Genomic DNA, 22,393 nt, shown 5'->3' with positions numbered 1-22,393 from the left:
GAGATGATTCCGAGGGGGCTGCGGAGCGAAGAGATCATCAAGGCGCTGGAGAAGGCGGGAGGCATGAAGCGGCCCGGGAAGGGCAGTCACGTGAACATAAAGATGCCGAACGGGCAGTTGATAACGGTACCCGGGCACGGAGAGGTCAAGGTCGGCCTGTTACAGGCGGCGATCCGAAAGGCGGGACTGACGGTTGACCAATTCCTCGGATTCCTGAGGGGGTAAGAGATGGAATACACGGTGATCATCCACCCTGCTGAGGAGGGCGGCTACTGGACGGAGGTGCCGGCGCTGTCGGGATGCCTGTCGCAGGGCGAGACGGTCGAGGAAGCGATCGAGAACACGAAGGACGCGATCGAATGCCACCTGGGGTGCCTGCGCGAGGAGGGGCAAGAGGTGTGCGGGGAAGAGAAGCTGCTGATAACGCACGTGCGCGTGGCGGCATAGATATCTGAAAGGTCATTGGGGATGGCAAGAGTCGGCGTATTCGTCTGCTGGTGCGGATCGAACATAGCGAAAACCGTGGACGTCGCGAAGGTAGCCGAGGCGGCGAAGAAGATGCCGTCGGTAGTCTACGCGACCGACTACAAATACATGTGCTCGGAGCCGGGACAGAACCTGATCAAGCAGGCGATCGAGGAGCACAAGCTGGATCGGGTCGTGGTGGCCTCGTGCTCGCCTCGGTTGCACGAGCCGACGTTCCAGAGATGCATAGGCGAGGCGGGGTTGAACCCGTTCTTCTTCGAGATGGCGAACATACGGGAGCACTGCTCCTGGGTTCACGAGGACAAAGACGCGGCTACGGAGAAGGCGATAGATTTGACGGCGATGGCCGTGGCTAAGGTGGCCCGTAACGAGGCGCTCTTCCGGCAACAGATCCCTCTTACAAAGAAAGCCCTGGTGATCGGGGGCGGCGTCGCGGGGATCCAGGCCGCTCTCGACATCGCCGACGCGGGGTACAAGGTTACCCTCGTCGAGAAGACGCCTTCCATCGGCGGTCGCATGGCTCAGTACGACAAGACCTTCCCCACCCTCGACTGTGCCGCGTGCATCCTGACGCCTAAGATGGTGGACTGCGCGTCGCACCCGAACATCGAGATCATGACCTTCGCGGAGGTGGAGAGCGTCTCGGGGTTCGTGGGCAACTTCGACGTGACCATCCGCCGTCGGGCGCGTAGCGTTGACATGGAGAAGTGTACCGGATGCGGAGTCTGCTATGAGAAGTGCCCTGTCAAGCTTCCCTCGGAGTTCGAGTGCGGGCTCGGGCAGCGCAAGGCGATCTACGTCCCCTTCCCCCAGGCCGTCCCGAACGTTCCCGTGATTGACCGCGCCGCCTGCCGCTATTTCCAGCAGGAAGGGAAGTGCGGCGTGTGCAAGAAGATCTGTCCCTCGGACGCCGTCGTGTATGAGCAGGAGGATGAGATCGTCAACGACCGCTATGGCGCGATCGTCGCGGCGACCGGCTTCGAGGTCTGGGACCCCGCCGCATATGGCAACCTCGGTTACGGCAGGTACCCGGACGTCATCACGGGGCTCCAGTTCGAGCGCCTTATCAACGCCTCCGGCCCCACCGACGGCAAGCTCGTTCGCCCGTCCGATGGAAAGGTGCCCAAGAGCGTCGTATTCATATCCTGCATCGGCTCGCGCGATGACGAGCACGGCTACCCCTATTGCTCGAAGGTCTGCTGCATGTACAACGCGAAGCACGCCCTTCTCCTGAAGGAGAAGAACCACGACGCGCAGGCCTACGTCTTCTACATGGACATCCGCGCGAACGGCAAGGGCTACGAGGAGTTCGTGCGCCGCGCCATTGACAAGTACGGCGCTATCTACGTCCGAGGACGCGTTTCGAAGGTCTATCCCCTGGGCGACAAGCTGATCGTGCGCGGGACCGACACCCTTGCGGGCAGGCCGGTGGAGATCGAGGCGGACATGGTGGTCCTCGCCTCCGCGATGGAGGCCCAGCCCGATGCCAAGGACCTCGCGCGCAGGCTCGGCATCTCGACCGACGAGTACAACTGGTTCAGCGAGGCGCATCCGAAGCTGAAGCCCGTGGAGGTCCTCACCTCCGGGGTCTATCTCGCGGGGGCGTGTCAGTACCCGAAGGACATCCCGGATTCCGTCGCGCAGGCGTCCGGCGCGGCGGCGAAAGTGCTCGGGCTCTTCTCGAAAGAGTACATCGAGTCCGAACCGACTGTCGCGGAGGTGAACGAAGATACTTGCGTGGGCTGCCTGCTCTGCAAGGAGGTCTGCCCGTATACCGCGATTGAGGAGAAGACGATTTGCGACCGCGCGGGCAATCCGATCAGGACGGTGGCCGCCGTCAACGAGGGCCTCTGCCATGGATGCGGCACCTGCGTTGCTGCATGCCGGTCGTCGTCCATTCAGCTGAGGGGCTTCAAGGACAACCAGATTCTGTCGGAGATTGATGCGCTTGCGTTTGCGGAATAGGCGGAACACATGTCAGACAGTACCGTAATCGAAGAGGTTAAGGCGAAGGAGCCGCCAAGGGAATGGGAGCCGAAGATCATCGGATTCCTCTGCAACTGGTGTACGTATGCCGGCGCGGACCTCGCCGGGTCGAGCAGGCTGAAATACGCGCCGAACATGCGCGTCGTCAAGGTACCGTGCTCCGGACGCATCGATCCACAGTTCGTGATGAAGGCGTTTGAGCGCGGATTCGACGGTGTGTTGGTCTCGGGTTGTCATCCCGGCGACTGTCACTATGCGAAGGGCAACTACTACGCCCGGCGGCGCATCATGCTCTTCCAGCGGATGCTTGAGTTCATGGGGATCGAGCCGGAGCGGTTCCACTTCGACTGGATCTCCGCGGCCGAGGGCCAGAAGTTCGCCGAGGTCGTGGAGCAGTTCACCGAGCAGGTCAGGAAGGTCGGCCCGTTCAAAGGCGTTGGAGCGGTAGGGTGATGGAGTTCGAAGTGCAGCTCAGAGACAGAGCGAGAGAGCTACTGGAAGGCGGGCAGTCCGATATCATCATCGGATACGAAGCGGGGACTGCGCCGTTCAGTTGCGCGCCCCTGTGGGCCAGGTCGCCGGAGGACGTCGAGCGTCTGGTGTGGAATCCGACGTGCGTGAACAACCTCGCCGTCTATCTGCCCCAAGCCGTAAAGCAGGGCAAGGTCGCCGTTGTCGTCAAGCCCTGCGACGCGAAGTCGGTCGTCGAACTGCTGAAGGAGAACCAGATCGAGCGCGAGGATGTGAAGACCATCGTCGTCCCCTGCCCCGGCGTACTGAACCTCGACGCGCTGGCAGAGATCGATCTTGCCGACGTGAAGTCGGTCGAGTGGGTGAACGACGGCATCAAGGTGACCAGCGGATCGGGCGAGGTGAGCATACCCAGGGAGAAGGCGTTCCTCGCCAAGTGCCTCTCCTGCACGCTCGGCGATCCGGCGATCGCGGACATCAAGATCGGCGAGCAGCCCGCTCGAACGCCGATTACCGACTCCAAGACCTCAGTCGAGGAGTATGAGAAGATGTCGCCGTCCGAGCGCCGGGAGTTTTGGGGGAAGCACTTCACGAACTGCATACGGTGCTATGCGTGCCGTCAAGCCTGCCCCGCATGCTACTGCAAGGAGTGCTTCACCGACAAGCTCGGCCAGATGTGGTTGACCCGTTCGACCGACCCGACGACGAACTGGTTCTTCCACATGACTCGGGCGATGCACCTCGCGGGCCGATGCATCGGTTGTGGCGAGTGCGAGCGCGCCTGCCCGATGGGCATCCCGCTCTCGCTGCTGAACAAGAAGATTGACATGGATGTCGCCGACATGTTTGGGGACTCACCCGGCCAGAGTCCTGAAGGGCTGCCGATACTTGGCGCGTGGAGAGATGACGACCCCGACCCGTGTCCGGAAGAGTAAGGTGTACAACCGTGGAGCCTAGAGTTATTCTTAAACAAGATATCGCAGCTTGGCTGAAGGGCCTGGCGGATGAGTACGAGGTGATCGCGCCGGTAACCGAAGACGGCGTCACACGGTTCAGATCTGTGAGCGATCCTTCGCTGATTGACCTAGGCCCGACGCCGTCGAAGAGCGGTCTACGCGAGTGCTTCACTCCGGAGACCGAGACGCTATTCGAGTACAAACTCGAAGGCCTTGGCGCAGAAGTAACGGCGCCGGAGAGCATCAAGAAGAATCGCCTGATCTTCGGCGCGCGGGCATGCGATGCGGCTGCCCTAAAGTACGTAGATGCGGTCTACTCCAACGTCGAGCCGGTGGATGTTCCGTACTTCGATCGGCGCGAGCACACCTTCATCGTCGGAGTGTTCTGCGACAAGCCGTCGTGGGCGTGTTTTTGCACTGAGGTCGGCGATTTCCTGGCGAATCCGATCAACACGGACGCCTTCCTATATGATCTCGGCGACAAGTACTATGCCGAAGCGCTCACACCAGAAGGCGAGGCACTCCTTGGCTCATCCCATTTCACCGCAGCGACCGATGCCGACAGACAGGCAATCGAGACTTTGAGGCAGTCCGTTCTGTCGAAGCTCCCGGCCGCGGTGGATCACGCGGCCGCGTCTCAGTCGTACGACTGGGACGACGCCATGTGGACCAGGCTCGCGGAGAAGTGTATCGGATGCGGGGCATGCACGTTCCTCTGCCCGACCTGTCACTGCTTCGACATCATGGAATGCGCACAGGGCCGGAAGGGCACGCGTTTCCGCTGCTGGGACAACTGCCAGTTCGACAAGTTCACCCTCATGGGCCACGGGCACAATCCGAGACCTTCGAGAAGGGAACGAACCAGGCAGCGCGTCTTCCACAAGTTCAAATACTCCCCCGAGCGCTATGGGATACTCGGATGCGTCGGTTGCGGGCGGTGTATCTCCACCTGCCCGGTAAACATAGACATACGGCAGGTCATCACAGAGATCGAGGCGTAGAACGACCAATGTGCGATAATCCATATGTGCCGAAACTGGCGACAATCGAGAAGGTGATCGAGGAGACCTGGGACACTAAGACGTTTCGAGCTGTTTTCGACGATGAAGAGTACCGGGAGAGCTTCACCTATGAGCCCGGGCAGTTCCAGATCGTCTCCGCGTTCGGCGTTGGCGAAGCGACTTTCTGCCTCACCTCGACTCCAACCCGTAAGGGGTTCGTGGAGTTCTCCGTCAAGAAGGTCGGATCGGTCACAGCGGCGCTCCACGAGATGAGCGAAGGCACAACCGTGGGAATCCGCGCTCCTCTAGGTAACTGGTTTCCCTACGAGAGGATGAAGGGCAAGAATCTCTGGTTCGTCGGTGGCGGAATAGGAATGGCCCCTCTGAGGTCGCTGCTCAATTTCTGCCTCGACAACAGGCAGGATTACGGCAAGATCAACATCATCTACGGCGCCCGCTCCACCGGCGACCTCTCGTTCAAATATGAGTTCGACGAGTGGCGGGGGTCGTCGGATGCGGAACTGTTCCTCACTATCGACAAGGAAGAGGAAGGCTGGGACAAGAACGTCGGCTTCGTGCCTGCCTACCTCATGGACCTGAAGCCGTCGCCCGAGAACGCAGTCGCGATCACCTGCGGCCCGCCGATCATGATCAAGTTTGTGCTGCCGAACCTCAAGGAACTGGGTTTCGAGGACGAGCAAATCTTTACGACGCTCGAAATGAAGATGAAGTGCGGGATTGGAAAGTGCGGCCGCTGCAACATCGGCCGGTACTACGTCTGCACCGACGGCCCGGTCTTCTCCAACGCACAGCTCAAGGATCTTCCGCCGGAGTATTGAACCGGCTTCACGCACTGTGCTATACTCTTCCGGTTGAATCCTGCATCGGGTATTCGATCGGGATTGTGAGTCAACACCACGACTTCACGGAGGTTTGCGGCATGAAAGCCATCTGCTCGAGGAACGAGCTTCATCACGGCGTCCAGACCGTCAGCCGGGCGGTTGCCGGACGCAGTTCTCTGCCCATTCTTAACAACGTGCTCATCAGGACCGAGGACGGCAAGCTGAGGCTGATGTCTTTCGACCTTGAGATGGGCATTGAGTCCACTATCCCCGCGACCATTGAGGAAGAGGGCTCGCTGACGGTTCCGGCCAGAGTGATTGCGGAGTTCCTTACGACTCTGCCGGAACTGGATATCGTTCTGTCGGTGGACGAGCAGAACGCAGTCAACGTGAAGTGCCAGAACTCTGACTACACGATCTACGGCCTCCCGCCGGAGGAGTTTCCAGCCCTGCCCGAAGTTCCAGACGAGCACAGCTTCGAGATCACCCAGGCCGCGTTGCGCGACATGATCAAGCAGGCGATCATCGCGGTGTCACCGGATGAGTCCAGAGCGATCTTGACGGGGATACTTCTGCAGCTTCAGGGTGATGAGATCCGACTGGTCGGAAGTGACGGGCATCGTCTCGCATTGCGGACGTCCCAGGTTGCGAACGCGTCGGGTGAGGCCACGGCTATCGTACCCGGTCGCGCCTTGAGCGAGGTTGGCCGCATGCTGGAGGATGAGGACACGCCAGTATCGGTAGCGATCTCGGAGAACCAGATAAAGTTCGACGTGAACGGCGTGTCAGTTGTCTCTAGGCTGATCGAAGGACAGTTTCCCAACTACGAGCGCATAATCCCGCAACAGACGGAGAAGAAGCTCATCATGCCGGCCGAGATGCTGCTGTCTGCCGTCCGCAGGGCTTCTATCGTCGCCCGTGAGAACGCAAATCGAGTGGTGCTCCGCACCGAGGGTGACCGCCTGACTGTGACCGCCGAGAGCGGTGATGTCGGCAAGGCCTACGACGAGATTGAGATTGTAAAGGAAGGCGAGGACATTGAGATAGCCTTCAATGCAAAGTATCTGATGGAATACCTAAGCGTCGTGGACACCGAGGGAATCGCGATGGAGCTTTCCGGACCGTTGAGTGCGGGACTGATCAAGCAAGTCGGGAAGGACGACTATCTTTACGTCGTCATGCCGATGCAGATCATATAGCGTCCGCAGAGCGATCGGCCTATTCTACTAGCATAAACGCCCCCGACCGGGATTTGATCGGGGGCGTTTATGCTTGGAATCGTCGATCTATCGGATTAGAGTGAACGCGATCACCATGCTGCCGAAAACGAATCTGTACACCACAAAGAGCGCGGCACTCCGCGTTCGCAGGTATGACATCAGGAAGCCGATGCAAAGATAGCCTACGATTGCCGATGATGCGATACCCACGACAAACGGCAGCAGCTCTGATGAACCCAGCCCGTTCCGCAAAACACTCGGTACTTGGTACACCGCCGCTCCGAGAATGATCGGCGCTCCGAGGAGGAACGAGAACCGCGCTGAGGCATCCCTCTGCAGACCGCAAGCCATTCCCGCCGTGATGGTAACACCCGAACGCGAAACCCCCGGAATAATCGCAAGGGCCTGTGCGACTCCGATAATCAACCAGTCCCAGACGGTGACCGACTCAGCCGCGCGCCTCTTCGCCCCGTACCTGTCGGCCAGCAGTAGGAATATCCCGAGACCGATTGTAACGACAGCGACGAGGAGGAAGCTAGAACGGACACGGTTCTCGACGGTCTCTTCGAGGAACTTCCCGGCAAGTGCGGCAGGAACAGTGGCGATCACGATCGGCCAGAGCAGCATGGTCCCGGTCGAGCGCTTCATGCCCAGCCACCTGCCGAGCTTGGTCGCGCTCAGGGAGTCCCGGATCATTCCGTACCAGTCCCGCCAGAAATAGGCGAGCAACGCCAACAGCGTGCCGAGATGGAGCGCGACATCGAAGGTGAGGCCGAAGGACTCCCATCCGAGAAGCCACGGTATGACTATGAGGTGTGCTGAACTGCTGATGGGGATGAACTCCGTCAGTCCCTGAACGGTCCCGAGGATGATTGCCTGTAGTAGGTCCACTTGTCAACCTGTAAGTCCTAGGCTCCGCCTACACCTTGTCAGCGGTTCGCAACAGAGATTCGGGGGCCGAAGCGGAGTTAGAGTTCGTCAGTCCCCAGACTCTCAGTTCTTTGGGCTTGATGATGTAGTATCGAATCAAGGTGCGCACTATCGCGGCCGCTGGAGCGGCCAGGAACATCCCAAGAATGCCGAAGAACTCGGCGCCGATCAGCAGAACGATGATGACGAGCGCAGGATGTAGTTGCATTCGATGTCCTATGAGCTTGGGCATTATGAATTTGCTCTCGAGGAAATGCAGAGTCGTGAAGAAGACGAACATATACAACCCCAGCATCGGCGACTTGATAGTGGCTAGGAGTACGATTACCACGCCAGCCACGATTGGCCCGACGATCGGTATCGCGCGAGTGATCGCTGACAATATGCTTAGTAGCAGCACGTACTCCATGCCGACGAAGCTGAGGACCGCGGCGACGACGAGCCCCGCGATTAGACACAGAATGATCTGACCGATCACATAGCTCCGCATCACACTGCTGACTTCATGTAGAATCGCCAGTGCTTCACGTCGCGCGCGCCTCGGCGCGAGCGCGACGAACTCGCGCTTCAGTGAACGGCTGTCGAGCGTGAAATAGAAGGCCAGCACCGGGATCAAGAATACCTCAGCCACATGGCTTAGCCAGTCGAGCGTTCGCTTGAACAGAGAGGACGAGAAGGCGATGACCTTATCCTGCATCTTGTCCAGGCTGTCGGAACTCAGCAACCTCTGGAAATCCGGGGAGAGCGTGGAGTGCCATTCCCTGATGCTGAGCATCATCTGGTCTATCTGCGCCACATAGCTTGCGAAGCTCGCCTTGATGCCTGTGACCTCCATCTCCAGGTGGCCGAAGAATGCCAGCATCGTGCTGATGCCCAGGCTGATCAGTACGACAAAAACAAGAATCGTAGCGATCAGTCGTTGAGTCCTGCGCCTGATTCCACGGACCCGATGCCTGCACAGGATGTCCACGAGCGGGAGTATCGCATAGGTGAGAGTCGCCGCGAGCAGGACGGCGACGATGACCGCCCTGACCCGATACACGAAGTAGCCGACACCGAGCAGGAGCACGAGCCGCAACCCGACCCCCCAGATCAGTTCGAACACACTTTCCACGCGGGTCTTCGCTTCCATTCCATCCTCAGTCCAAGCCGAAGAAGCTGAAAAGAGCTTCCCTTATTCGCATCGACGCGCTTCCGTCCCCGTAAGGGTTGACCGCCTTCGCCATCGCATTGTACGCACTTGAGTCCCGCAAGAGTTTCGCCGTCGCCTCGAATACCCTGTCGGTCTCCGTACCGATCAGCGTGGCGGTGCCGGCTTCCACCCCCTCGGGGCGTTCCGTGGTCTTTCTCATGACAAGCACCGGCTTCCCCAGTGATGGCGCCTCCTCCTGCACCCCACCGGAATCCGTAAGAACGATATGCGCTTTCTTAATCAGGTGGACGAACGGTACATAGTCCGGCGGCTCGATCAGATGCACCCGTTCCGCGCCCTCGAGCGCGGGGAAGACCGTCTCGCGAACAATCGGGTTCTTGTGTAGCGCGAACACTACCTCCGTGTCGTCGAAAGTCGCCACGATAGCCCTGATAGCGTCGCAGATATTCTGCATCGGCTCTCCCCAGTTCTCACGCCTGTGCGCGGTGACCAGGATCATCCGCCGCCCGTCCGTCCCGACCCTCGAGAGAAACGGGTCGTCGAAGGTCCACGGTCTCTCCGCAACCGAGAGCAGAGCATCTATGACGGTGTTCCCTGTAACGTAGATTCGGCTAGACGGGACGCCCTCGGCCAGCAGGTTCTCTCGGGCAGCCGGTGTGGGCGCGAAATGAAGGTCGGCCAGAACGGTCGTCAACCGACGATTCATCTCCTCTGGAAACGGATCGTACTTGTTGTCAGTTCGAAGGCCTGCCTCGATGTGCCCAACCGCCACCTTGTGGTAGAATGCTGCTAGTGCCGCAACAAAAGTAGTGCTGGTATCACCCTGCACCAGGACTATATCCGGCTGCTCCTTCTCTATGATACCCTGGAGACCCTGCAGAACCCGGGTCGTGATCTCCCCCAGTGTCTGCTTTGGTTTCATTATGTCCAGATCGTAGTCTGGCTTGATGTCAAAGACCTCCAGCACCTGATGGAGCATTTCGCGGTGCTGACCAGTGACCGCCACCACGAGCTTTATCCGATCAGGGAACTTTCGGAGTTCGTGAATGACCGGCGCAGTCTTGACCGCGTCAGGCCGAGTGCCACATATTGCCATTACCTTTATCGGCATGCTGCCTCCAGTTGCCTCAGGTGCACGTCGCAGGATGAACCGCTCAGCTCCTCGCGATGAAGAAGATCGCAAGCGCAGTGATCCCCAACGCTAGACATATCCCGTATATGAGCAGGACAGTCTGTTTGTGAGTGAAACCTCGCTGCATCAGCCTGTAGTGCAGATGGCTGTGATCCGGCCTGTGCAGGGGGAGACGGTTTCGCCATCGCTTCCACACCACGAACACCGCATCAAATATCGGAACTCCGAAGACCAGTATCGGAAGCGCGACCGCAGCCGCCACCGCTACCTTGAACGCACCGATGATGGATAGAGCCGCCAGCGCGAAACCGATGAACTGGCTACCGGTCGTGCCCATGAAAATCTTCGCGGGATTGAAATTGAAACGCAGAAAACCGATGCACGCCCCGCTCAGGGACGCAGCCATCAAGGCGACCGCAGGCTGGGTGGAGAGATACGCCATGAATGCGAGACATCCCGCGGCAATGGCGCCGATTCCGGCCGCCAGACCGTCGAGGCCATCCATCAAGTCCACGGTTTTCGTCAGGCCGAAGATCCACAGAATGGTTACGGGTGCCGTCAACCAGGAGAGTGCGATCATCCCCTCTCGAAACGGATTGGAGACCAACTCGATCTTTACGCCGAAGCCCATGAGTACTACTGCCGCTCCGACGATGCCGAGAATCTGAACAGGAGCCGATAGTTCTTTAACATCGTCAATCATACCAATAGTCGCCACTATTGCTCCCGCAACTAGAATGCCGAACATCCGGGTATCCAGTTTCAGATCCGGGATCCAATGGTTGCCTACATTCAGGACGACAGTGACGGCGATGGCGAACCCGGCGTAGATCGCGAGACCTCCCCACAGCGGCACCGGCCTACCGTGAATGCGCCGCCCGCCCGGGACTGCGATGACGTTGAGCCGTGTAGCCAGCCTCCTCACGCGAGGAGTTAGAGCGAACGACAGGGCAAGCGCGAGCAGGAATGCCAGTACTTGGAAGTTCATTGATCTCGTGTTTCCACACGGCCCGATTGTACACAGCAGTGTGTGGAGTCGCCGTCTACTATCGCTATCTCGATGCCCGCTTCCCTCAGAAGCTGCATGGAGAACTCGTCAGGATAGGGCCCCGTGTAGACTATCCGCGTTATGCCCGCGTTGATCAGCATGCGGGCACAAACACTGCACGGCTGATGGGTGCAGTACAAGGTAGCACCCTTCGTGGAGACACCGTGCTGGGCGGCCTGGATGATGGCGTTCATTTCGGAGTGAAGAGCCCGGCACATTTCCGTTCGTGTACCGGATGCGATACCTAGTTGGTCGCGCAGGCACCCGACTTCGAGACAATGACCGAGTCCCGAAGGAGCCCCATTGTATCCCGTGGTCAGAATCCGCCGGTCGCGGACGATCACCGCACCTATCTGACGACGCTCGCACGTCGAGCGTTTTGCTACGACATGCGCAATCTCGAGAAAATACTGATCCCACCCTGGACGGTGCCGCTCGCTCTCACTCATCGTAATCACCCGTACAGTGGGAACTCGGTGCATAGCTCTCCCACCACTCCCCTAACCTCTCGGCGAACTGTCTCGTCGTCAATATGGTTCAGCACTCGGTGGATCAGTTGCGCAATCACGTGCATTTGCGGCTCGGACATACCTCGAGTCGTCAGAGCGGGGGTGCCTATGCGAATGCCGCTGCCGATATACGGTTTCTCCGGATCGAACGGGATGGTGTTTCTGTTGGTCGTGATGCCGGCATCGTCAAGGGCCGTCTGCGCCACTCTGCCATTGATCCCCAGCGGAACGAGGTTGACCAGTATCAGATGATTATCCGTGCCGTCTGCGACCAGCTTGACACCGTTCGCCATCAGCGTATCGGCAAGAGCGGCTGCGTTCAGACGAATCTGCCGCTGATACGACTTGAACTCGGGCGTCATTGCCTCCCTGAAACAGACTGCCTTGGCGGCAACAACGTGGCAGAGCGGTCCGCCCTGCATGCCGGGGAAGACCGCCTTGTCGAGACGCTCGGCGTGGTCGGACCTGCAGAGGACCATGCCCGCTCTCGGCCCGCGCAGCGTCTTATGAGTAGTAGAAGATACGAAATCCGCGTAGGGTACGGGTGAGGGATGTTCCTCGGCGGCCACGAGCCCGGCGATATGAGCCATGTCCACCATAAGGTGCGCGCCGACATCATCCGCTATCTCGCGCATGCGCGGGAAGTCAATGATGCGCGGATAGACTGTGGCGCCGCCGACGATCACTTTCGGCTTGTGCTCGCGGGCGAGTCGAGCCATCTCGTCGTAGTCAATCAGCTCAGTCTCCCGATCCACACCGTACGGGACAACATTGTAGAGCTTGCCGGAGAAGTTCACGGACCTGCCGTGAGTCAGATGCCCGCCGTGGTCGAGGTTCATCGCCATGTAGGTATCGCCCGGCTCCATCGTAGCGAAGTACACGGCCATGTTCGCCTGGGAGCCGGAATGCGGCTGGACGTTGGCATGATCGGCGCCGAAAAGCTTCTTCGCCCGCTGGATAGCAAGGTTCTCCACTATGTCCACGTGCTCGCAGCCGCCGTAGTATCGCTTGCCGGGGTAGCCCTCAGCATACTTGTTAGTGAGGATGCTACCCTGGGCTTCGAGGACTGCGCGGCTGACGAAGTTTTCAGAGGCGATCATCTCCAACTTGTCGTTCTCGCGGGCCTTCTCGAGTTCGATGGCCTGAGCTATTTCGGGGTCAGCCTCCGTCAAGCTAGCTGTGAAAGACGGGCACTTGAGCCGCAACTCCAACGTCCGCACTATTCGCATCCTCCCTCATTGTCTCTTCGCTCGATTGCCATCATTTTGCGGACACGGCCGCCATGACGTTCCTCGGCTGGATACTCGGTTGTCAGCCACGTGTCAACGATGTCGAGAGCGAGACCGACGCCGGTGACGCGTTCGCCGAGCGTCAGCACATTCGCGTCGTTGTGCAGACGCGACATTCTTGCGGAGTACGTATCACCGCACAATGCGGCTCGGATGCCACGAACCTTGTTTGCGGCGATGCTCATTCCCACTCCCGTACCACAGACCAGGATGCCGACGTCGAACGTGCCCGAAACCACCGAGTCAGCCACTGCCAGACCGATATCCGGATAGTCTACGCGCGACTCGTCGTGTGCGCCGAAATCGGTGACGTCCGCGTTCTGATCGCTCAAGTGGCGCAGTATCTCGGTCTTCAGGCGATAACCGGCATGATCTGATCCGATGGCGATTCTCATACACGGGATTATACTATGCGCGGAAACCGCTTGTAAAGCGCACGGGCTGACTCCATGCCGCGTTGACAAGGCATCGGGAAGGTTGGTATCATCAGGCATCATTCGGCATGGATCGCCTCAATGCTTGAACTCGAGAAGATTCTCCACGACATAGATGCTTTCGGAAGGGAGAGTGCGGAGTCCGCTCGTGGAGCCGAAGAGCAGATCCATGCAGCCGACGGTGTCATTCGGAGAATGGCATCCGATCCGGACAGCGCGAAGCATCGAATCCGAGAGGCCCGCACGTCATGGCTGCTTTCGAACTTCCAAGAACCACCAGACCGCGCATTCCCCTGCCCCGATCTCCCGATGCCTCACGCGGTCGTCGCGGTTGACGGATCTCAGATTGCCCCCGACAAGCATGAGGTTTCTTACTGCTTTCTGATCAACACCTCGAGCGTCACGCTCTATTACGGAGTCCCGGAACGGCCAACGTTCCGCTCGTTTCCGAAGCTCTGCTACAAGGAACAGGACATATTCGAGGAATACGGTGGACGAAAGGTTCCTGTGGCCGAGAAGCTTCTCGCCATACGTCGAGCATCGGCCGAGGGTCTGGAGATGCTCCATGCGATCCGCGCCGCCGCGGATACGGGTGTGCCGGTGGTCGCGCTCATGGACGGCAGCCTTATTCGCTGGTCCCTCGAGAACGAGCCGCCGGACTTCAAGGAGAAGGTTCTGGAGGAGTACCTTGCCACGTTCGACCTTGCCAAGAGCCTCGGCGTCCCTATCGCAGGATACATCAGCGATCCCGGGAGCAGGGACTTCACAAACTCAATGCGCGTTATGCTCTGCGACATGCCCGACGTGAACTGCGACCGCTGCCCGCATCCGGACATCGCCGATCGTCCCTGCGAGCGGCTTGGCCGACTGACCGACCGCGCGGTGTATGGGAGGCGGCTCAAGCAAGGCGAACGCTCCGTGGTATTCACGAGCCAATCGAGGATTCTGGAGTCATACGGCGAACACAAGATCGGGGCGTTCTACCTGAGCGTTGGCATGGAAATCGCTCGAATCGAGATCCCGACCTGGGTCGCGGAGAGCCCCCGACTGCTTAATGGGATACACTCGGTTTGCTCTGACCAGGCGGGGAAAGGTCAAGGATATCCCGTTGCACTTAGCGAGGCACACGACAAAGCGGTGGTTCGCGGACCAGAACGGCGCGCTTTCTACGAGATTCTGGAACGCTCTATGATCAAGCATGGGGCGCCGGTGACACGCAGCCTGAAGCGGATATCGAAGGGATACTGACAGCGATGATGACGGACGAACACGAGTTTATCGGCGAGATCATCGAGGCGAGTACATCCGAGTTTACGGCCGAGAGCTATACTCTTCACGCACCGCCCAGGTTCGGCAGCTTCGTCAAGATCCTGATGGATACAGGGATGGATGACATGACGCCGGTCGTGCAAGAGACTCCGGCCTCCGATCCCGACGATCCGTTCGCGTTCCGGGCAGCCGAGGGATCGTTCAGCGCAGACTACGACGCGGTTATGGCCGGGGGGGATATCGACACGTCTACCACCCTTCAGCCGGCGATCTTCGCAGTCGTCTACAGCGCAACGACGACGAGCACCGAAACTGGCAAGCAGCCCCGTGCATACTGGAAGGCAGAGGACGAACTCGCCCGCGAACAGCCTCAGCTTGCGGAGTGGCTGCTTATGACCAAGTTCCAGGCAGCGATCGTTGGGTACGCGCACGGGAACTCCATCAGGCAGTACCTCCCTTCCCTGCCCCCCAGAATCCACACGCAGGTGTTCGAGTGCAACGCAGAGGAGATCGCACGCTTCACTGACCGCACGGACTTCCTCCGCACCTTGGTGGGCTTCCACAACGCGCCGTGTGACGAAATGGTCGCGGCGTGCATTCGTGAGGCCCTTGCCGCGCGGAACGGAGATCGCGATTTCATCGTGAACGCCGGCAAGGAGCTGGCCAGCCTCCTGCGGGACGACTACGAGCGGTTGCGTGCGATCGTCAGGAGGATTCGATAGATGGATCAAGTCATGTCCCCCAGCGAGATCGGACAGATAGTCCAGGGGTCGCTGGTCGAAGGCCTGGAGATGAAGCTCGATGCGGGGAACAGCGTTGAGGACGTGCGGGCGGGGAAGTTCGTCGTTGTAGAGGGCGAGAAGTTCCGCTTCTTCTCGATGATCACGGACGTGACGCTCAGCACCTCGGCTCGCGGACTGCTCGACAATCCGCCGGGCCGAAGCGACGAACTGATGCGCTGTATACTGAGCGGTACAACTACCTACGGAACCATCTCCCTTCGACCGATGCTGATGGTGCCGAAGAACGACCTGGAGTCGGACCTGTTGCCCGTAAAGACGATCCCCGGCCACTTCAGTCCGGTGCTCCCCGCAACGGGACAGGATGTCAACCGGATCTTCGGTGACGAGAACGAGAACGTCAGGTTCTTCAACATCGGCACCCCTCTGGACATGGAGGAGACGCCGGTGTGCATCAACCTCGAACGGTTCGTCGAACGGAGCAACGGCATCTTCGGCAAGTCAGGCACGGGCAAGACCTTCCTGACGCGCATCATGCTCTGCGGAATCATCAAGAACCGCAAGGCCGCGAACCTCGTATTCGACATGCACAGCGAGTACGGCTGGAAGGGAACCGTCGAAGGCGACCGGGCCGAGGTGCGCGGACTGAAGCAGTACTTCCGCGACCAGGTGGCGGTCTTCTCGCTCGACCCGGACTCGTCTCGCCGGAGGGGAGCGCCGATCGACTTTGAGGTGAAGATTCCCTACAGCCAGGTGACGGTGGACGATATCGTCTTGCTCCAGCACGATCTGAACCTGTCCTCAACGGCGGTAGAAACGGGCTACGCGCTCGTGGGCCGGTTTGAGGATCGCTGGCTGAGCAAGCTCATGGAGATGGAACGCGACGACATCGACGATTTCTGCGAGCACAACAATGTCCACCAAGGCGCGCTGTCTGCCCTTCAGAGGAAACTGCGAGTATTGGCGGAGAGCTGTAAGTCGTTCCTCATCGACGACTCAAAGGACACGATCGACGTCGATGCCGTCAAGCAGATCATGAGTTACCTCGACGGCGGCAAACACGTCGTCCTGGAGTTCGGCCAGCATACCCAGCCGCTGAGGTACATGCTCGTGGCCAATATCCTGACGAGGCGTATCCACGGAAAGTACGTCGAGAAGACGGAGGAATCGCTCGGGGGAGACCGCCCGAAGCCTCTGCCGCTGGTGATCACCATCGAAGAGGCGCACAAGTTCCTGAGCCCTTCGGTTGCTGGCCAGACGATCTTCGGGACAATCGCGCGAGAGATGCGAAAGTATAGCGTGACGCTGCTGGTCGTCGATCAGCGACCGTCGGGGATCGATGCCGAGGTACTGTCACAGGTCGGCACGCGCATCACATGCCTGCTGAACGACGAGAAGGACATAGACGCGGTGATGACCGGGGTCAGCGGCGCGGGGGGCCTGAGGAGCGTCCTGGCGAGCCTGGACAGCAAGCAGCAGGCTCTTGTGATCGGGCACGCGGTCCCGATGCCGGTCGTTGTGAAGACCCGCATGTACGACGACCAGGATTTCCGGCGCAGCATGGGCCATCCGGATGGCGGGAAGCGGGCCGAGCAGGCCGCGCGAGAGATGGACATCGACTTTGCCTAGAGTGGAATAAGCATTTGAACACGGCGGTTCGAATCATAGTACTCCTGATTACCGCGTTTCTCTCCCCGTTGCAGGCCGCCGACTTGTCGCCCAGTCCCGAATTCCTGGATGTTCAGGTTACCGGTGAGTACCAGGAGTTCGACTTCGACTCAAAGGCATTCCGCGCCGACGGAGATGCTAGGGTTGTGTACGGGGAGACTACCGTCACGGCGGACTCCGTAGGCGGAAGTTTCGTAACGGGTGCGTTCGACGCAGAGGGACAGGTGGTCTTTACCCAAGGCGAGCGCATTATCACAGGCCACGGTCTGGTATACAACTACCGAACCAGGATCGGTAGCTTTCGCGATGCAAGTGCGTCCATCGAGGGTTTCTTGTTCCGCGGGGAGGAGTTGGTGTCGAGCCCGGAAGGCTATCTCCTCAAGAAAACCCGATTCACCACCTGCGATCAGGAGTCACCGCACTACTATCTCTCGGCGGGTGAGTTGCGAATCCAACCCGGGAACAGGCTCTCGGCGCGGAGATTGAGGATGGTCGCCTTCGGCAACACGCTCTTCAGTATCCCGAAGTACAGCCTCTTGCTGAGAGATCGGGACACTGCGGGTCTGCAACTCCCCTCGGTCGGCTTCACTGGACGGTATGGCTTCTATACCGAGCATGCCATTGACATCGCGGGCGGGCGTTCTTCGACCGGTCGCATGACGCTTCGCATCTCAACTCGACAGTTCCTTCAAGGCAGCCTGATGCTTCCGGATGTTGCCGGCACACCTTTTGGGTTGCGAGCCGCATATCTGGAACCGCACTATGCGGGAAGACGATCTGATGTTCTGGTCTCTAGACTCCCCGAACTTACGTGGCAGCTCCGCGCCGCCGGAGACCCCGGTCTCCGCCAACGCCCGGAGAACTCCATCACGCTCTCGGGTGACTTGCTGGATCCTCTCAAGGCGCGCGAAGCGCGGTCCGGCATAGGCGTTATCGCGGAAGCGGGACTGGGATACTTTGCCGAGGAGCCTTCAGGTAGAGGGTCTTCCCGAGCCGATTTGCGGGCTCTGGTATGGATAGGTCCCATTCGTCTCTCCGACACGACAAGAGCGATGCCTGCCATGATGGCCCGCTATTCCCGGTACGGGACAGGTGATGACTATATGAGCATTGGGGGTCAGCTTGCCGCCGAGCATCGGCTCGGGCCGGACTCTTACATCGCGTTGACTTATCTGACGCACGCCGTAAGCGGCGCGACCCCGTTCGAGTTCGATCCCGTGGAGATCCAGGAAGAACTCGCCGCAAGACTGCGATATCCCGTAGGCGGCGTCTCCTTGGACTTGGGACTACGATATGACGTCAGAAACGACTCCGTATTCGATACGCTAGTCTCCGTAGCCAAGCGTTTCCACTGCCTGGAGCCGAAGCTAACGTGGCGCAACCGCTTCCGTGAGATATCCCTGAGCGTAAGACTCGTGGATATCTGAGACGCCGACAGCCCGCTCCCTCAGGGGGAGCGGGCTGTCCTCCTTCTGCGCCGATCCGATGACAACAAGCTAGTCGTTCACCAAGACCTCGAACGAGGCATACTCCGACTCGATGAGATCTCTCTCCTCGAAACACTCGTCATCGTCGTCATCCACAGTTTCAGGTGCCTCGTGCCACTCCAACTTGCTAAACGGCTCCACCCTCTGTTCCTGGAATATGTGGCCGTGCACCGGACAGCTGATTGACCTGGTGCTCAAGACGCCCTGTTTGACGATGGACAAACGTTCCTGGCATCCCTCGTGCGGACACAGCACGGATTCTCCTCCGTACAGTGCTGCCTCTGCGACTCTCAACACTTCTTTCGCGTATGCGTCTCTCGTCATGCTCATTTTGATGCGATCCTTTTCAGGGTATCGGTTGCCAGTCGCTGGCAATGCGAGGCCTCCGACCCGATCGTGACTTGCACTGCAAACAGGACGCCCTGTATTATAGCACAAACAACTGGCGAACACAAGTTCGAAGGTCGCCCCGAAAAAGAGAAAATCCCTCGACTGCACGGGGCCAATCCATCAGCGCAAACACTAGTTTATACGGCTGCGATACTGATATGGTTCCGGCAGGCACACCATTCAGATATGTACGGCGATCTATTGCGAATCTCCGTGTGCATCACGATTCTTGACTTTCTCGCACGAACTATTCGCTATATGCGATGGAAAATCCTCCCAATGCCCGAAGAGTCTCTGCAAACGTTTTCATATCGTCGGTTACGATCCGCCGGTCTAGAGCGCATAGTTGCCTCGAACGCGTCCTGCAAAGCAGGACAGCTCCCGATACCCGATACCTCGCAGAAGTGAATGGCCGCGGGCGAGGTCGCGATCAACGTTGCACGGAGTGTGCGCATCGGCCGTCACAAGAACGGGAATACCTCGCACAAAGCACCCTGCGAGAATCTCGGATGACGGGTACTGCTCGCCCGCCGGGACGTACCATCCAGACGTGTTCAGTTCGACTGCCATGCCCGATGATGCCAGCGCATCAAGGGCCGATGAAACCCGTTGCGAGGTATTCGCGACCGGGCGGTATCCGAACTTCTTTGTAAGGTCGAGATGCCCGGCAAAATCAAATACGCGACTCGCGGCCATCTCGCATAGTCGAGTCCAGTATCCTCGCACAATATCGTCCCGCTCTGACTGGGATAGAGGCTCCCAGTCAGCGGCGCTGCCATCTATCGGAAAGCCGTCCACGGAGTGTACCGAGCCGATGACATAGTCGAATGCATGTTGGGAGAGTATGTCGCGCAACTCGCCAGCAGTCTCCGGTATGTAGTCGGCCTCGATACCGAGCCTGACAACCGTCCCTCCCCCAGACTCCTCGCCCGCTGCCCGCACCTCTGCGACGTAGTCGTCTAGAGCATCGAGCGGCATCGCCCAATCCTTGCGCCTTCGATCAGGAGTCAGGACGTAGTGATCCGACAGGCCGACCTCCGAGATTCCGATCTCGCCGGCCACACGGACGAAGTCAAGGATCTCACCCTCGCCGTCGCTCCAGCGCGAATGACAGTGGTATGAAGTGATCATTGCCGACGTCCGTGATGCAGCGAGCCGTCGACGAACTGCTGAAACTCGATCGGATTGCCGTCGGGATCGTGAATCCAGAACTGCCACGAGCCGTCGGCGCCCATCCTAGGCTCGGAATCCGGGGTAATCCCGTTCGCGACCAGTTCGCCGTGGAGCGTCCGGATGTCGTCGGTCTCTATGCAGAAGTGAGAGTATCCCGCGTGCGTAGGCTGCACATAGGACCCGGTGGCTCGCGGGAACAACTCGACGAACTGGTAAGGAGCTATCCGAAGGTAGATCAGCCACAGGGAGCCGTCGTCCTTGTGCAGCCGGAAATGCTCGTGCACGCCTGGAATGCGCGTGTAGAAGTCCAGCGCCCGCGCGATGTCGGTCACCCATACGGCCACATGAGTCAGGCCTCTCAGCATGAAAGCCTCCAGTGCAGTCGAACGAGAGACGATTAGTTCCGTCATCTGCCTTGCAGTTTGGCCGCTCACTCCCGACTAGATAACGAATTGCTCCAGATAGCGTTTCGAGAACAGGAGGCCGGCTCGCCGCCGGACGCCCACCCAGTCGCCAGAGTGTGGTTCGATGTTCACGTCACCCGGATAGTTCTGCTCGTAGAGGACTGCAAACATGGCGCCCCAGTTCGTTTCGTCCATGCCCGGCATCGGGTCGGGAAATCGCTTGCCCCCGATGGCAAGCGAGCCCTTCGCGTGGACATGGTAGACCCTCGTGCCCCAGTCCCGCAGTTCCACCAGGTAGTCCCGACCGTCCCCGATGGCATGCGATGGATCGTACTTGATGCCGAGTCTAGGGAGCGCGGGCATCAACATATCCCAGGCATCCGGAGCGACGGCGAAGTTGCCCCAGTGGCAGTTGTACAGGGCGACTCGAACACCTCTGGGCTCACCGTACTCAATCAGCTTCCCCAGATGATCGGCGGCGCGGCTGACGTTCTCGGCGAGCGATCTGTTCTCCGGATGGCCTCCTCCGGTTACGAAAAGAGGTGATCCTATCGCCTCGCAGAAGTCAATCGTCTTCTTGGCATCCGAGAGGTGCCGCGCCCGCTCCTCAGGATCATCGGAGATGTAGTTCCTGCCGAAGAGGCCGATCATGTTGAACGGAACGCCATATTCCCTCGAATACCTGGCCAGTTCCGGGGCCATAGGAAGGAAGTCAATGTTGTCGCTGCCGTTCCATTCGACGCATCTGAACCCGTTCTCGCTGGCGAATCGAAAATCATCCTCAGTCAGGTCACAGATGAACCCGATGCGCATCTGATTACTCCTTTCCGCAGTAGAGTGCCACAGGACGTCTGCGAATGCACGTCATGGCTGAGTTCAATGCCGCTAGCTATACGCCCTCCCTGCCAACGAAAGAAGCACGACCAGGGCGTGACGCTCTGGTCGTGCTTCCGCAGGGAGCGATCAGGCGAGTACCGCACTACTACTGCGGCGGTCGGGGAGGACCCCCTTCCCCGCGCTGACCATCACGGCCCCCCCAGCTGCCGCGGTCACCGCGGTCGGGGTTGTTCTGTCGCCACTGCTCTCTCATCTGGTCCATCTGTTCGCGGGGGATATTCTGAAACACCATGCGCCCCAGCTCCCGCATGACCTGCATCTGTGTCTGCGGTTGCATCTGCGAGAAGTAGTTCCACACCTGGCTGGCGGCGGCTGATACCTCCGCCGGCGGCTGACCGAGCGCGCTCGCCTGCGGAGCGTTCGGACCCACCGGCTGAGGAACCGCCCGTACAACGTAGATAGGTCTCAGCTTCAAAGAATCGGATAGCGGGCCAAAGTCCACGGATCCTGCCTCTGCTGCCGCAATGAAGACCGTATCCTGTTTCTTCAGCGGATTCTGGACGATCAGACTCGTGTTGCCAAGCCCTTTCAGTGCATCTATCAGCGCTAGAATTCTCTGCGCATTTGGCCGCTCGTTCGGAGCGATGCTGACACGTGCACTGTACCATTCGAGATTGTTTGGCTTACAGATGGTGTTGAGTACATCCTCGATCGGAACCTCGTTGATGAAATTCCCACTCACCTTGCCCTTTACGGTCGCGTCGCCAAGAATAGTAATCTGCGCCTTCTGCGAAAGCGCCACCAGCGCGTCCGCGGCGTCAACATCCTCAAACTGGATGATCACCTTTGTCCCCTGGGCAGACTGCGCAGGCTCATCGGCCGCGAACACCGCACAGGTCAACAGGCAAGCCAGACCAAACATCATAACCAATCGCATCATTCATACCTCCTGTATTTCTCCGAGGCCT

Annotated in this window: 24 protein-coding genes; 12 read left to right on the top strand and 12 right to left on the bottom strand. The window is 59.3% G+C overall.

Annotated features, from left to right (window positions below):
• The first annotated feature begins 3 nt into the window (after nt 1-3).
• From KBC96_10220 to dnaN, 8 genes are all read left to right on the top strand, one after another.
• Nucleotides 4-225, top strand: a complete 222-nt coding sequence (locus tag KBC96_10220; GenBank protein MBP6964770.1) for a type II toxin-antitoxin system HicA family toxin — start codon at nt 4-6, stop codon at nt 223-225.
• A 3-nt stretch (nt 226-228) separates the two neighbouring features.
• Nucleotides 229-447: a type II toxin-antitoxin system HicB family antitoxin gene (locus tag KBC96_10215; protein ID MBP6964769.1), complete on the top strand. Its 219-nt coding sequence runs from the start codon at nt 229-231 to the stop codon at nt 445-447.
• A gap of 21 nt (nt 448-468) precedes the next feature.
• Nucleotides 469-2,451, top strand: a complete 1,983-nt coding sequence (locus KBC96_10210) for a CoB--CoM heterodisulfide reductase iron-sulfur subunit A family protein (GenBank protein ID MBP6964768.1) — start codon at nt 469-471, stop codon at nt 2,449-2,451.
• Nucleotides 2,452-2,460: 9 nt separating this feature from the next.
• Nucleotides 2,461-2,925, top strand: a complete 465-nt coding sequence (locus KBC96_10205) for a hydrogenase iron-sulfur subunit (GenBank protein ID MBP6964767.1) — start codon at nt 2,461-2,463, stop codon at nt 2,923-2,925.
• The gene (locus KBC96_10200; protein ID MBP6964766.1) at nt 2,925-3,878 is read left to right on the top strand and encodes a 4Fe-4S dicluster domain-containing protein; all 954 of its coding nucleotides are present in this window, start codon (nt 2,925-2,927) and stop codon (nt 3,876-3,878) included. The genes KBC96_10205 and KBC96_10200 overlap by 1 nt, the downstream gene beginning before the upstream one ends.
• A gap of 11 nt (nt 3,879-3,889) precedes the next feature.
• Nucleotides 3,890-4,900: a 4Fe-4S dicluster domain-containing protein gene (locus KBC96_10195; protein MBP6964765.1), complete on the top strand. Its 1,011-nt coding sequence runs from the start codon at nt 3,890-3,892 to the stop codon at nt 4,898-4,900.
• A gap of 8 nt (nt 4,901-4,908) precedes the next feature.
• Nucleotides 4,909-5,739 carry an FAD/NAD(P)-binding protein gene (locus tag KBC96_10190; protein MBP6964764.1) on the top strand — a complete coding sequence of 277 codons (831 nt, stop codon included), beginning with the start codon at nt 4,909-4,911 and terminating at the stop codon, nt 5,737-5,739.
• A 101-nt stretch (nt 5,740-5,840) separates the two neighbouring features.
• Nucleotides 5,841-6,941, top strand: a complete 1,101-nt coding sequence (gene dnaN, locus KBC96_10185) for a DNA polymerase III subunit beta (protein ID MBP6964763.1) — start codon at nt 5,841-5,843, stop codon at nt 6,939-6,941.
• 87 nt (nt 6,942-7,028) lie between these two features.
• Here dnaN and KBC96_10180 read toward each other — a convergent pair whose 3' ends face one another.
• The 7 genes from KBC96_10180 to rpiB are packed head-to-tail and all read right to left on the bottom strand — an operon-like array spanning nt 7,029 to nt 13,418.
• Complete coding sequence (locus KBC96_10180; GenBank protein MBP6964762.1) at nt 7,029-7,853, bottom strand: undecaprenyl-diphosphate phosphatase; 825 nt, start codon at nt 7,851-7,853, stop codon at nt 7,029-7,031.
• A 28-nt stretch (nt 7,854-7,881) separates the two neighbouring features.
• A complete protein-coding gene (locus KBC96_10175) occupies nt 7,882-9,024 on the bottom strand; it encodes an AI-2E family transporter (protein ID MBP6964761.1) in 1,143 nt (380 codons plus the stop codon).
• A 7-nt stretch (nt 9,025-9,031) separates the two neighbouring features.
• The gene (gene wecB, locus KBC96_10170) at nt 9,032-10,156 is read right to left on the bottom strand and encodes a UDP-N-acetylglucosamine 2-epimerase (non-hydrolyzing) (protein ID MBP6964760.1); all 1,125 of its coding nucleotides are present in this window, start codon (nt 10,154-10,156) and stop codon (nt 9,032-9,034) included.
• 43 nt (nt 10,157-10,199) lie between these two features.
• A complete protein-coding gene (locus KBC96_10165) occupies nt 10,200-11,165 on the bottom strand; it encodes an undecaprenyl/decaprenyl-phosphate alpha-N-acetylglucosaminyl 1-phosphate transferase (GenBank protein ID MBP6964759.1) in 966 nt (321 codons plus the stop codon).
• Entirely contained in the window at nt 11,162-11,674 is a 513-nt protein-coding gene (locus KBC96_10160; GenBank protein MBP6964758.1) for a cytidine/deoxycytidylate deaminase family protein, read from the bottom strand. Before KBC96_10160 ends, KBC96_10165 begins: the two co-directional genes overlap by 4 nt.
• Before the next feature lie 5 nt (nt 11,675-11,679).
• Nucleotides 11,680-12,963: a serine hydroxymethyltransferase gene (locus tag KBC96_10155; protein MBP6964757.1), complete on the bottom strand. Its 1,284-nt coding sequence runs from the start codon at nt 12,961-12,963 to the stop codon at nt 11,680-11,682.
• The gene (gene rpiB, locus KBC96_10150; protein ID MBP6964756.1) at nt 12,954-13,418 is read right to left on the bottom strand and encodes a ribose 5-phosphate isomerase B; all 465 of its coding nucleotides are present in this window, start codon (nt 13,416-13,418) and stop codon (nt 12,954-12,956) included. Before rpiB ends, KBC96_10155 begins: the two co-directional genes overlap by 10 nt.
• Nucleotides 13,419-13,538: 120 nt before the next feature.
• Between rpiB and KBC96_10145 the strand changes: the two genes are divergently transcribed.
• From KBC96_10145 to KBC96_10130, 4 genes are read left to right on the top strand one after another with little or no spacing between them, the layout of a single operon-like run.
• On the top strand, nt 13,539-14,705 hold the full coding sequence (locus tag KBC96_10145; protein MBP6964755.1) for a DNA double-strand break repair nuclease NurA: 1,167 nt from the start codon (nt 13,539-13,541) through the stop codon (nt 14,703-14,705).
• Nucleotides 14,706-14,710: 5 nt separating this feature from the next.
• Nucleotides 14,711-15,448, top strand: coding sequence for a hypothetical protein (locus KBC96_10140; protein ID MBP6964754.1), 738 nt, complete (start codon nt 14,711-14,713; stop codon nt 15,446-15,448).
• Nucleotides 15,449-17,095 carry an ATP-binding protein gene (locus KBC96_10135; GenBank protein ID MBP6964753.1) on the top strand — a complete coding sequence of 549 codons (1,647 nt, stop codon included), beginning with the start codon at nt 15,449-15,451 and terminating at the stop codon, nt 17,093-17,095.
• A 14-nt stretch (nt 17,096-17,109) separates the two neighbouring features.
• Complete coding sequence (locus tag KBC96_10130; GenBank protein MBP6964752.1) at nt 17,110-18,561, top strand: hypothetical protein; 1,452 nt, start codon at nt 17,110-17,112, stop codon at nt 18,559-18,561.
• Between the two features lie 69 nt (nt 18,562-18,630).
• Here KBC96_10130 and KBC96_10125 read toward each other — a convergent pair whose 3' ends face one another.
• From KBC96_10125 to KBC96_10105, 5 genes are all read right to left on the bottom strand, one after another.
• A complete protein-coding gene (locus KBC96_10125) occupies nt 18,631-18,945 on the bottom strand; it encodes a hypothetical protein (protein ID MBP6964751.1) in 315 nt (104 codons plus the stop codon).
• 399 nt (nt 18,946-19,344) lie between these two features.
• Nucleotides 19,345-20,142 carry a histidinol-phosphatase HisJ family protein gene (locus tag KBC96_10120; protein MBP6964750.1) on the bottom strand — a complete coding sequence of 266 codons (798 nt, stop codon included), beginning with the start codon at nt 20,140-20,142 and terminating at the stop codon, nt 19,345-19,347.
• The gene (locus tag KBC96_10115; protein MBP6964749.1) at nt 20,139-20,549 is read right to left on the bottom strand and encodes a VOC family protein; all 411 of its coding nucleotides are present in this window, start codon (nt 20,547-20,549) and stop codon (nt 20,139-20,141) included. Before KBC96_10115 ends, KBC96_10120 begins: the two co-directional genes overlap by 4 nt.
• Before the next feature lie 75 nt (nt 20,550-20,624).
• Nucleotides 20,625-21,401 carry a sugar phosphate isomerase/epimerase gene (locus KBC96_10110; protein MBP6964748.1) on the bottom strand — a complete coding sequence of 259 codons (777 nt, stop codon included), beginning with the start codon at nt 21,399-21,401 and terminating at the stop codon, nt 20,625-20,627.
• A gap of 169 nt (nt 21,402-21,570) precedes the next feature.
• Nucleotides 21,571-22,365, bottom strand: a complete 795-nt coding sequence (locus KBC96_10105) for a hypothetical protein (protein ID MBP6964747.1) — start codon at nt 22,363-22,365, stop codon at nt 21,571-21,573.
• Nucleotides 22,366-22,393 lie beyond the last annotated feature (28 nt).

Source organism: Armatimonadota bacterium (assembly GCA_017993055.1).
Lineage (GTDB): Bacteria > Armatimonadota > UBA5829 > DTJY01 > DTJY01 > JAGONM01.
Note: the sequence above shows the minus strand (reverse complement) of the source record. Positions and strands in the feature narration are given on the sequence as shown.

Bases quoted from the DNA above. Each gene is read 5' to 3' on its own strand.
- dnaN (MBP6964763.1), top strand. From the start codon at position 5,841: ATGAAAGCCATCTGCTCGAGGAACGAGCTTCATCACGGCGTCCAGACC.
- KBC96_10145 (MBP6964755.1), top strand. From the start codon at position 13,539: ATGCTTGAACTCGAGAAGATTCTCCACGACATAGATGCTTTCGGAAGG.
- KBC96_10160 (MBP6964758.1), bottom strand. From the start codon at position 11,674: ATGAGTGAGAGCGAGCGGCACCGTCCAGGGTGGGATCAGTATTTTCTC.
- KBC96_10135 (MBP6964753.1), top strand. From the start codon at position 15,449: ATGGATCAAGTCATGTCCCCCAGCGAGATCGGACAGATAGTCCAGGGG.
- KBC96_10110 (MBP6964748.1), bottom strand. From the start codon at position 21,401: ATGCGCATCGGGTTCATCTGTGACCTGACTGAGGATGATTTTCGATTC.
- KBC96_10190 (MBP6964764.1), top strand. From the start codon at position 4,909: ATGTGCGATAATCCATATGTGCCGAAACTGGCGACAATCGAGAAGGTG.
- KBC96_10115 (MBP6964749.1), bottom strand. From the start codon at position 20,549: ATGCTGAGAGGCCTGACTCATGTGGCCGTATGGGTGACCGACATCGCG.
- KBC96_10105 (MBP6964747.1), bottom strand. From the start codon at position 22,365: ATGATGCGATTGGTTATGATGTTTGGTCTGGCTTGCCTGTTGACCTGT.
- rpiB (MBP6964756.1), bottom strand. From the start codon at position 13,418: ATGAGAATCGCCATCGGATCAGATCATGCCGGTTATCGCCTGAAGACC.
- KBC96_10125 (MBP6964751.1), bottom strand. From the start codon at position 18,945: ATGACGAGAGACGCATACGCGAAAGAAGTGTTGAGAGTCGCAGAGGCA.
- KBC96_10120 (MBP6964750.1), bottom strand. From the start codon at position 20,142: ATGATCACTTCATACCACTGTCATTCGCGCTGGAGCGACGGCGAGGGT.
- KBC96_10215 (MBP6964769.1), top strand. From the start codon at position 229: ATGGAATACACGGTGATCATCCACCCTGCTGAGGAGGGCGGCTACTGG.
- wecB (MBP6964760.1), bottom strand. From the start codon at position 10,156: ATGCCGATAAAGGTAATGGCAATATGTGGCACTCGGCCTGACGCGGTC.
- KBC96_10155 (MBP6964757.1), bottom strand. From the start codon at position 12,963: ATGCGAATAGTGCGGACGTTGGAGTTGCGGCTCAAGTGCCCGTCTTTC.
- KBC96_10210 (MBP6964768.1), top strand. From the start codon at position 469: ATGGCAAGAGTCGGCGTATTCGTCTGCTGGTGCGGATCGAACATAGCG.
- KBC96_10205 (MBP6964767.1), top strand. From the start codon at position 2,461: ATGTCAGACAGTACCGTAATCGAAGAGGTTAAGGCGAAGGAGCCGCCA.
- KBC96_10140 (MBP6964754.1), top strand. From the start codon at position 14,711: ATGATGACGGACGAACACGAGTTTATCGGCGAGATCATCGAGGCGAGT.
- KBC96_10165 (MBP6964759.1), bottom strand. From the start codon at position 11,165: ATGAACTTCCAAGTACTGGCATTCCTGCTCGCGCTTGCCCTGTCGTTC.
- KBC96_10220 (MBP6964770.1), top strand. From the start codon at position 4: ATGATTCCGAGGGGGCTGCGGAGCGAAGAGATCATCAAGGCGCTGGAG.
- KBC96_10175 (MBP6964761.1), bottom strand. From the start codon at position 9,024: ATGGAAGCGAAGACCCGCGTGGAAAGTGTGTTCGAACTGATCTGGGGG.
- KBC96_10200 (MBP6964766.1), top strand. From the start codon at position 2,925: ATGGAGTTCGAAGTGCAGCTCAGAGACAGAGCGAGAGAGCTACTGGAA.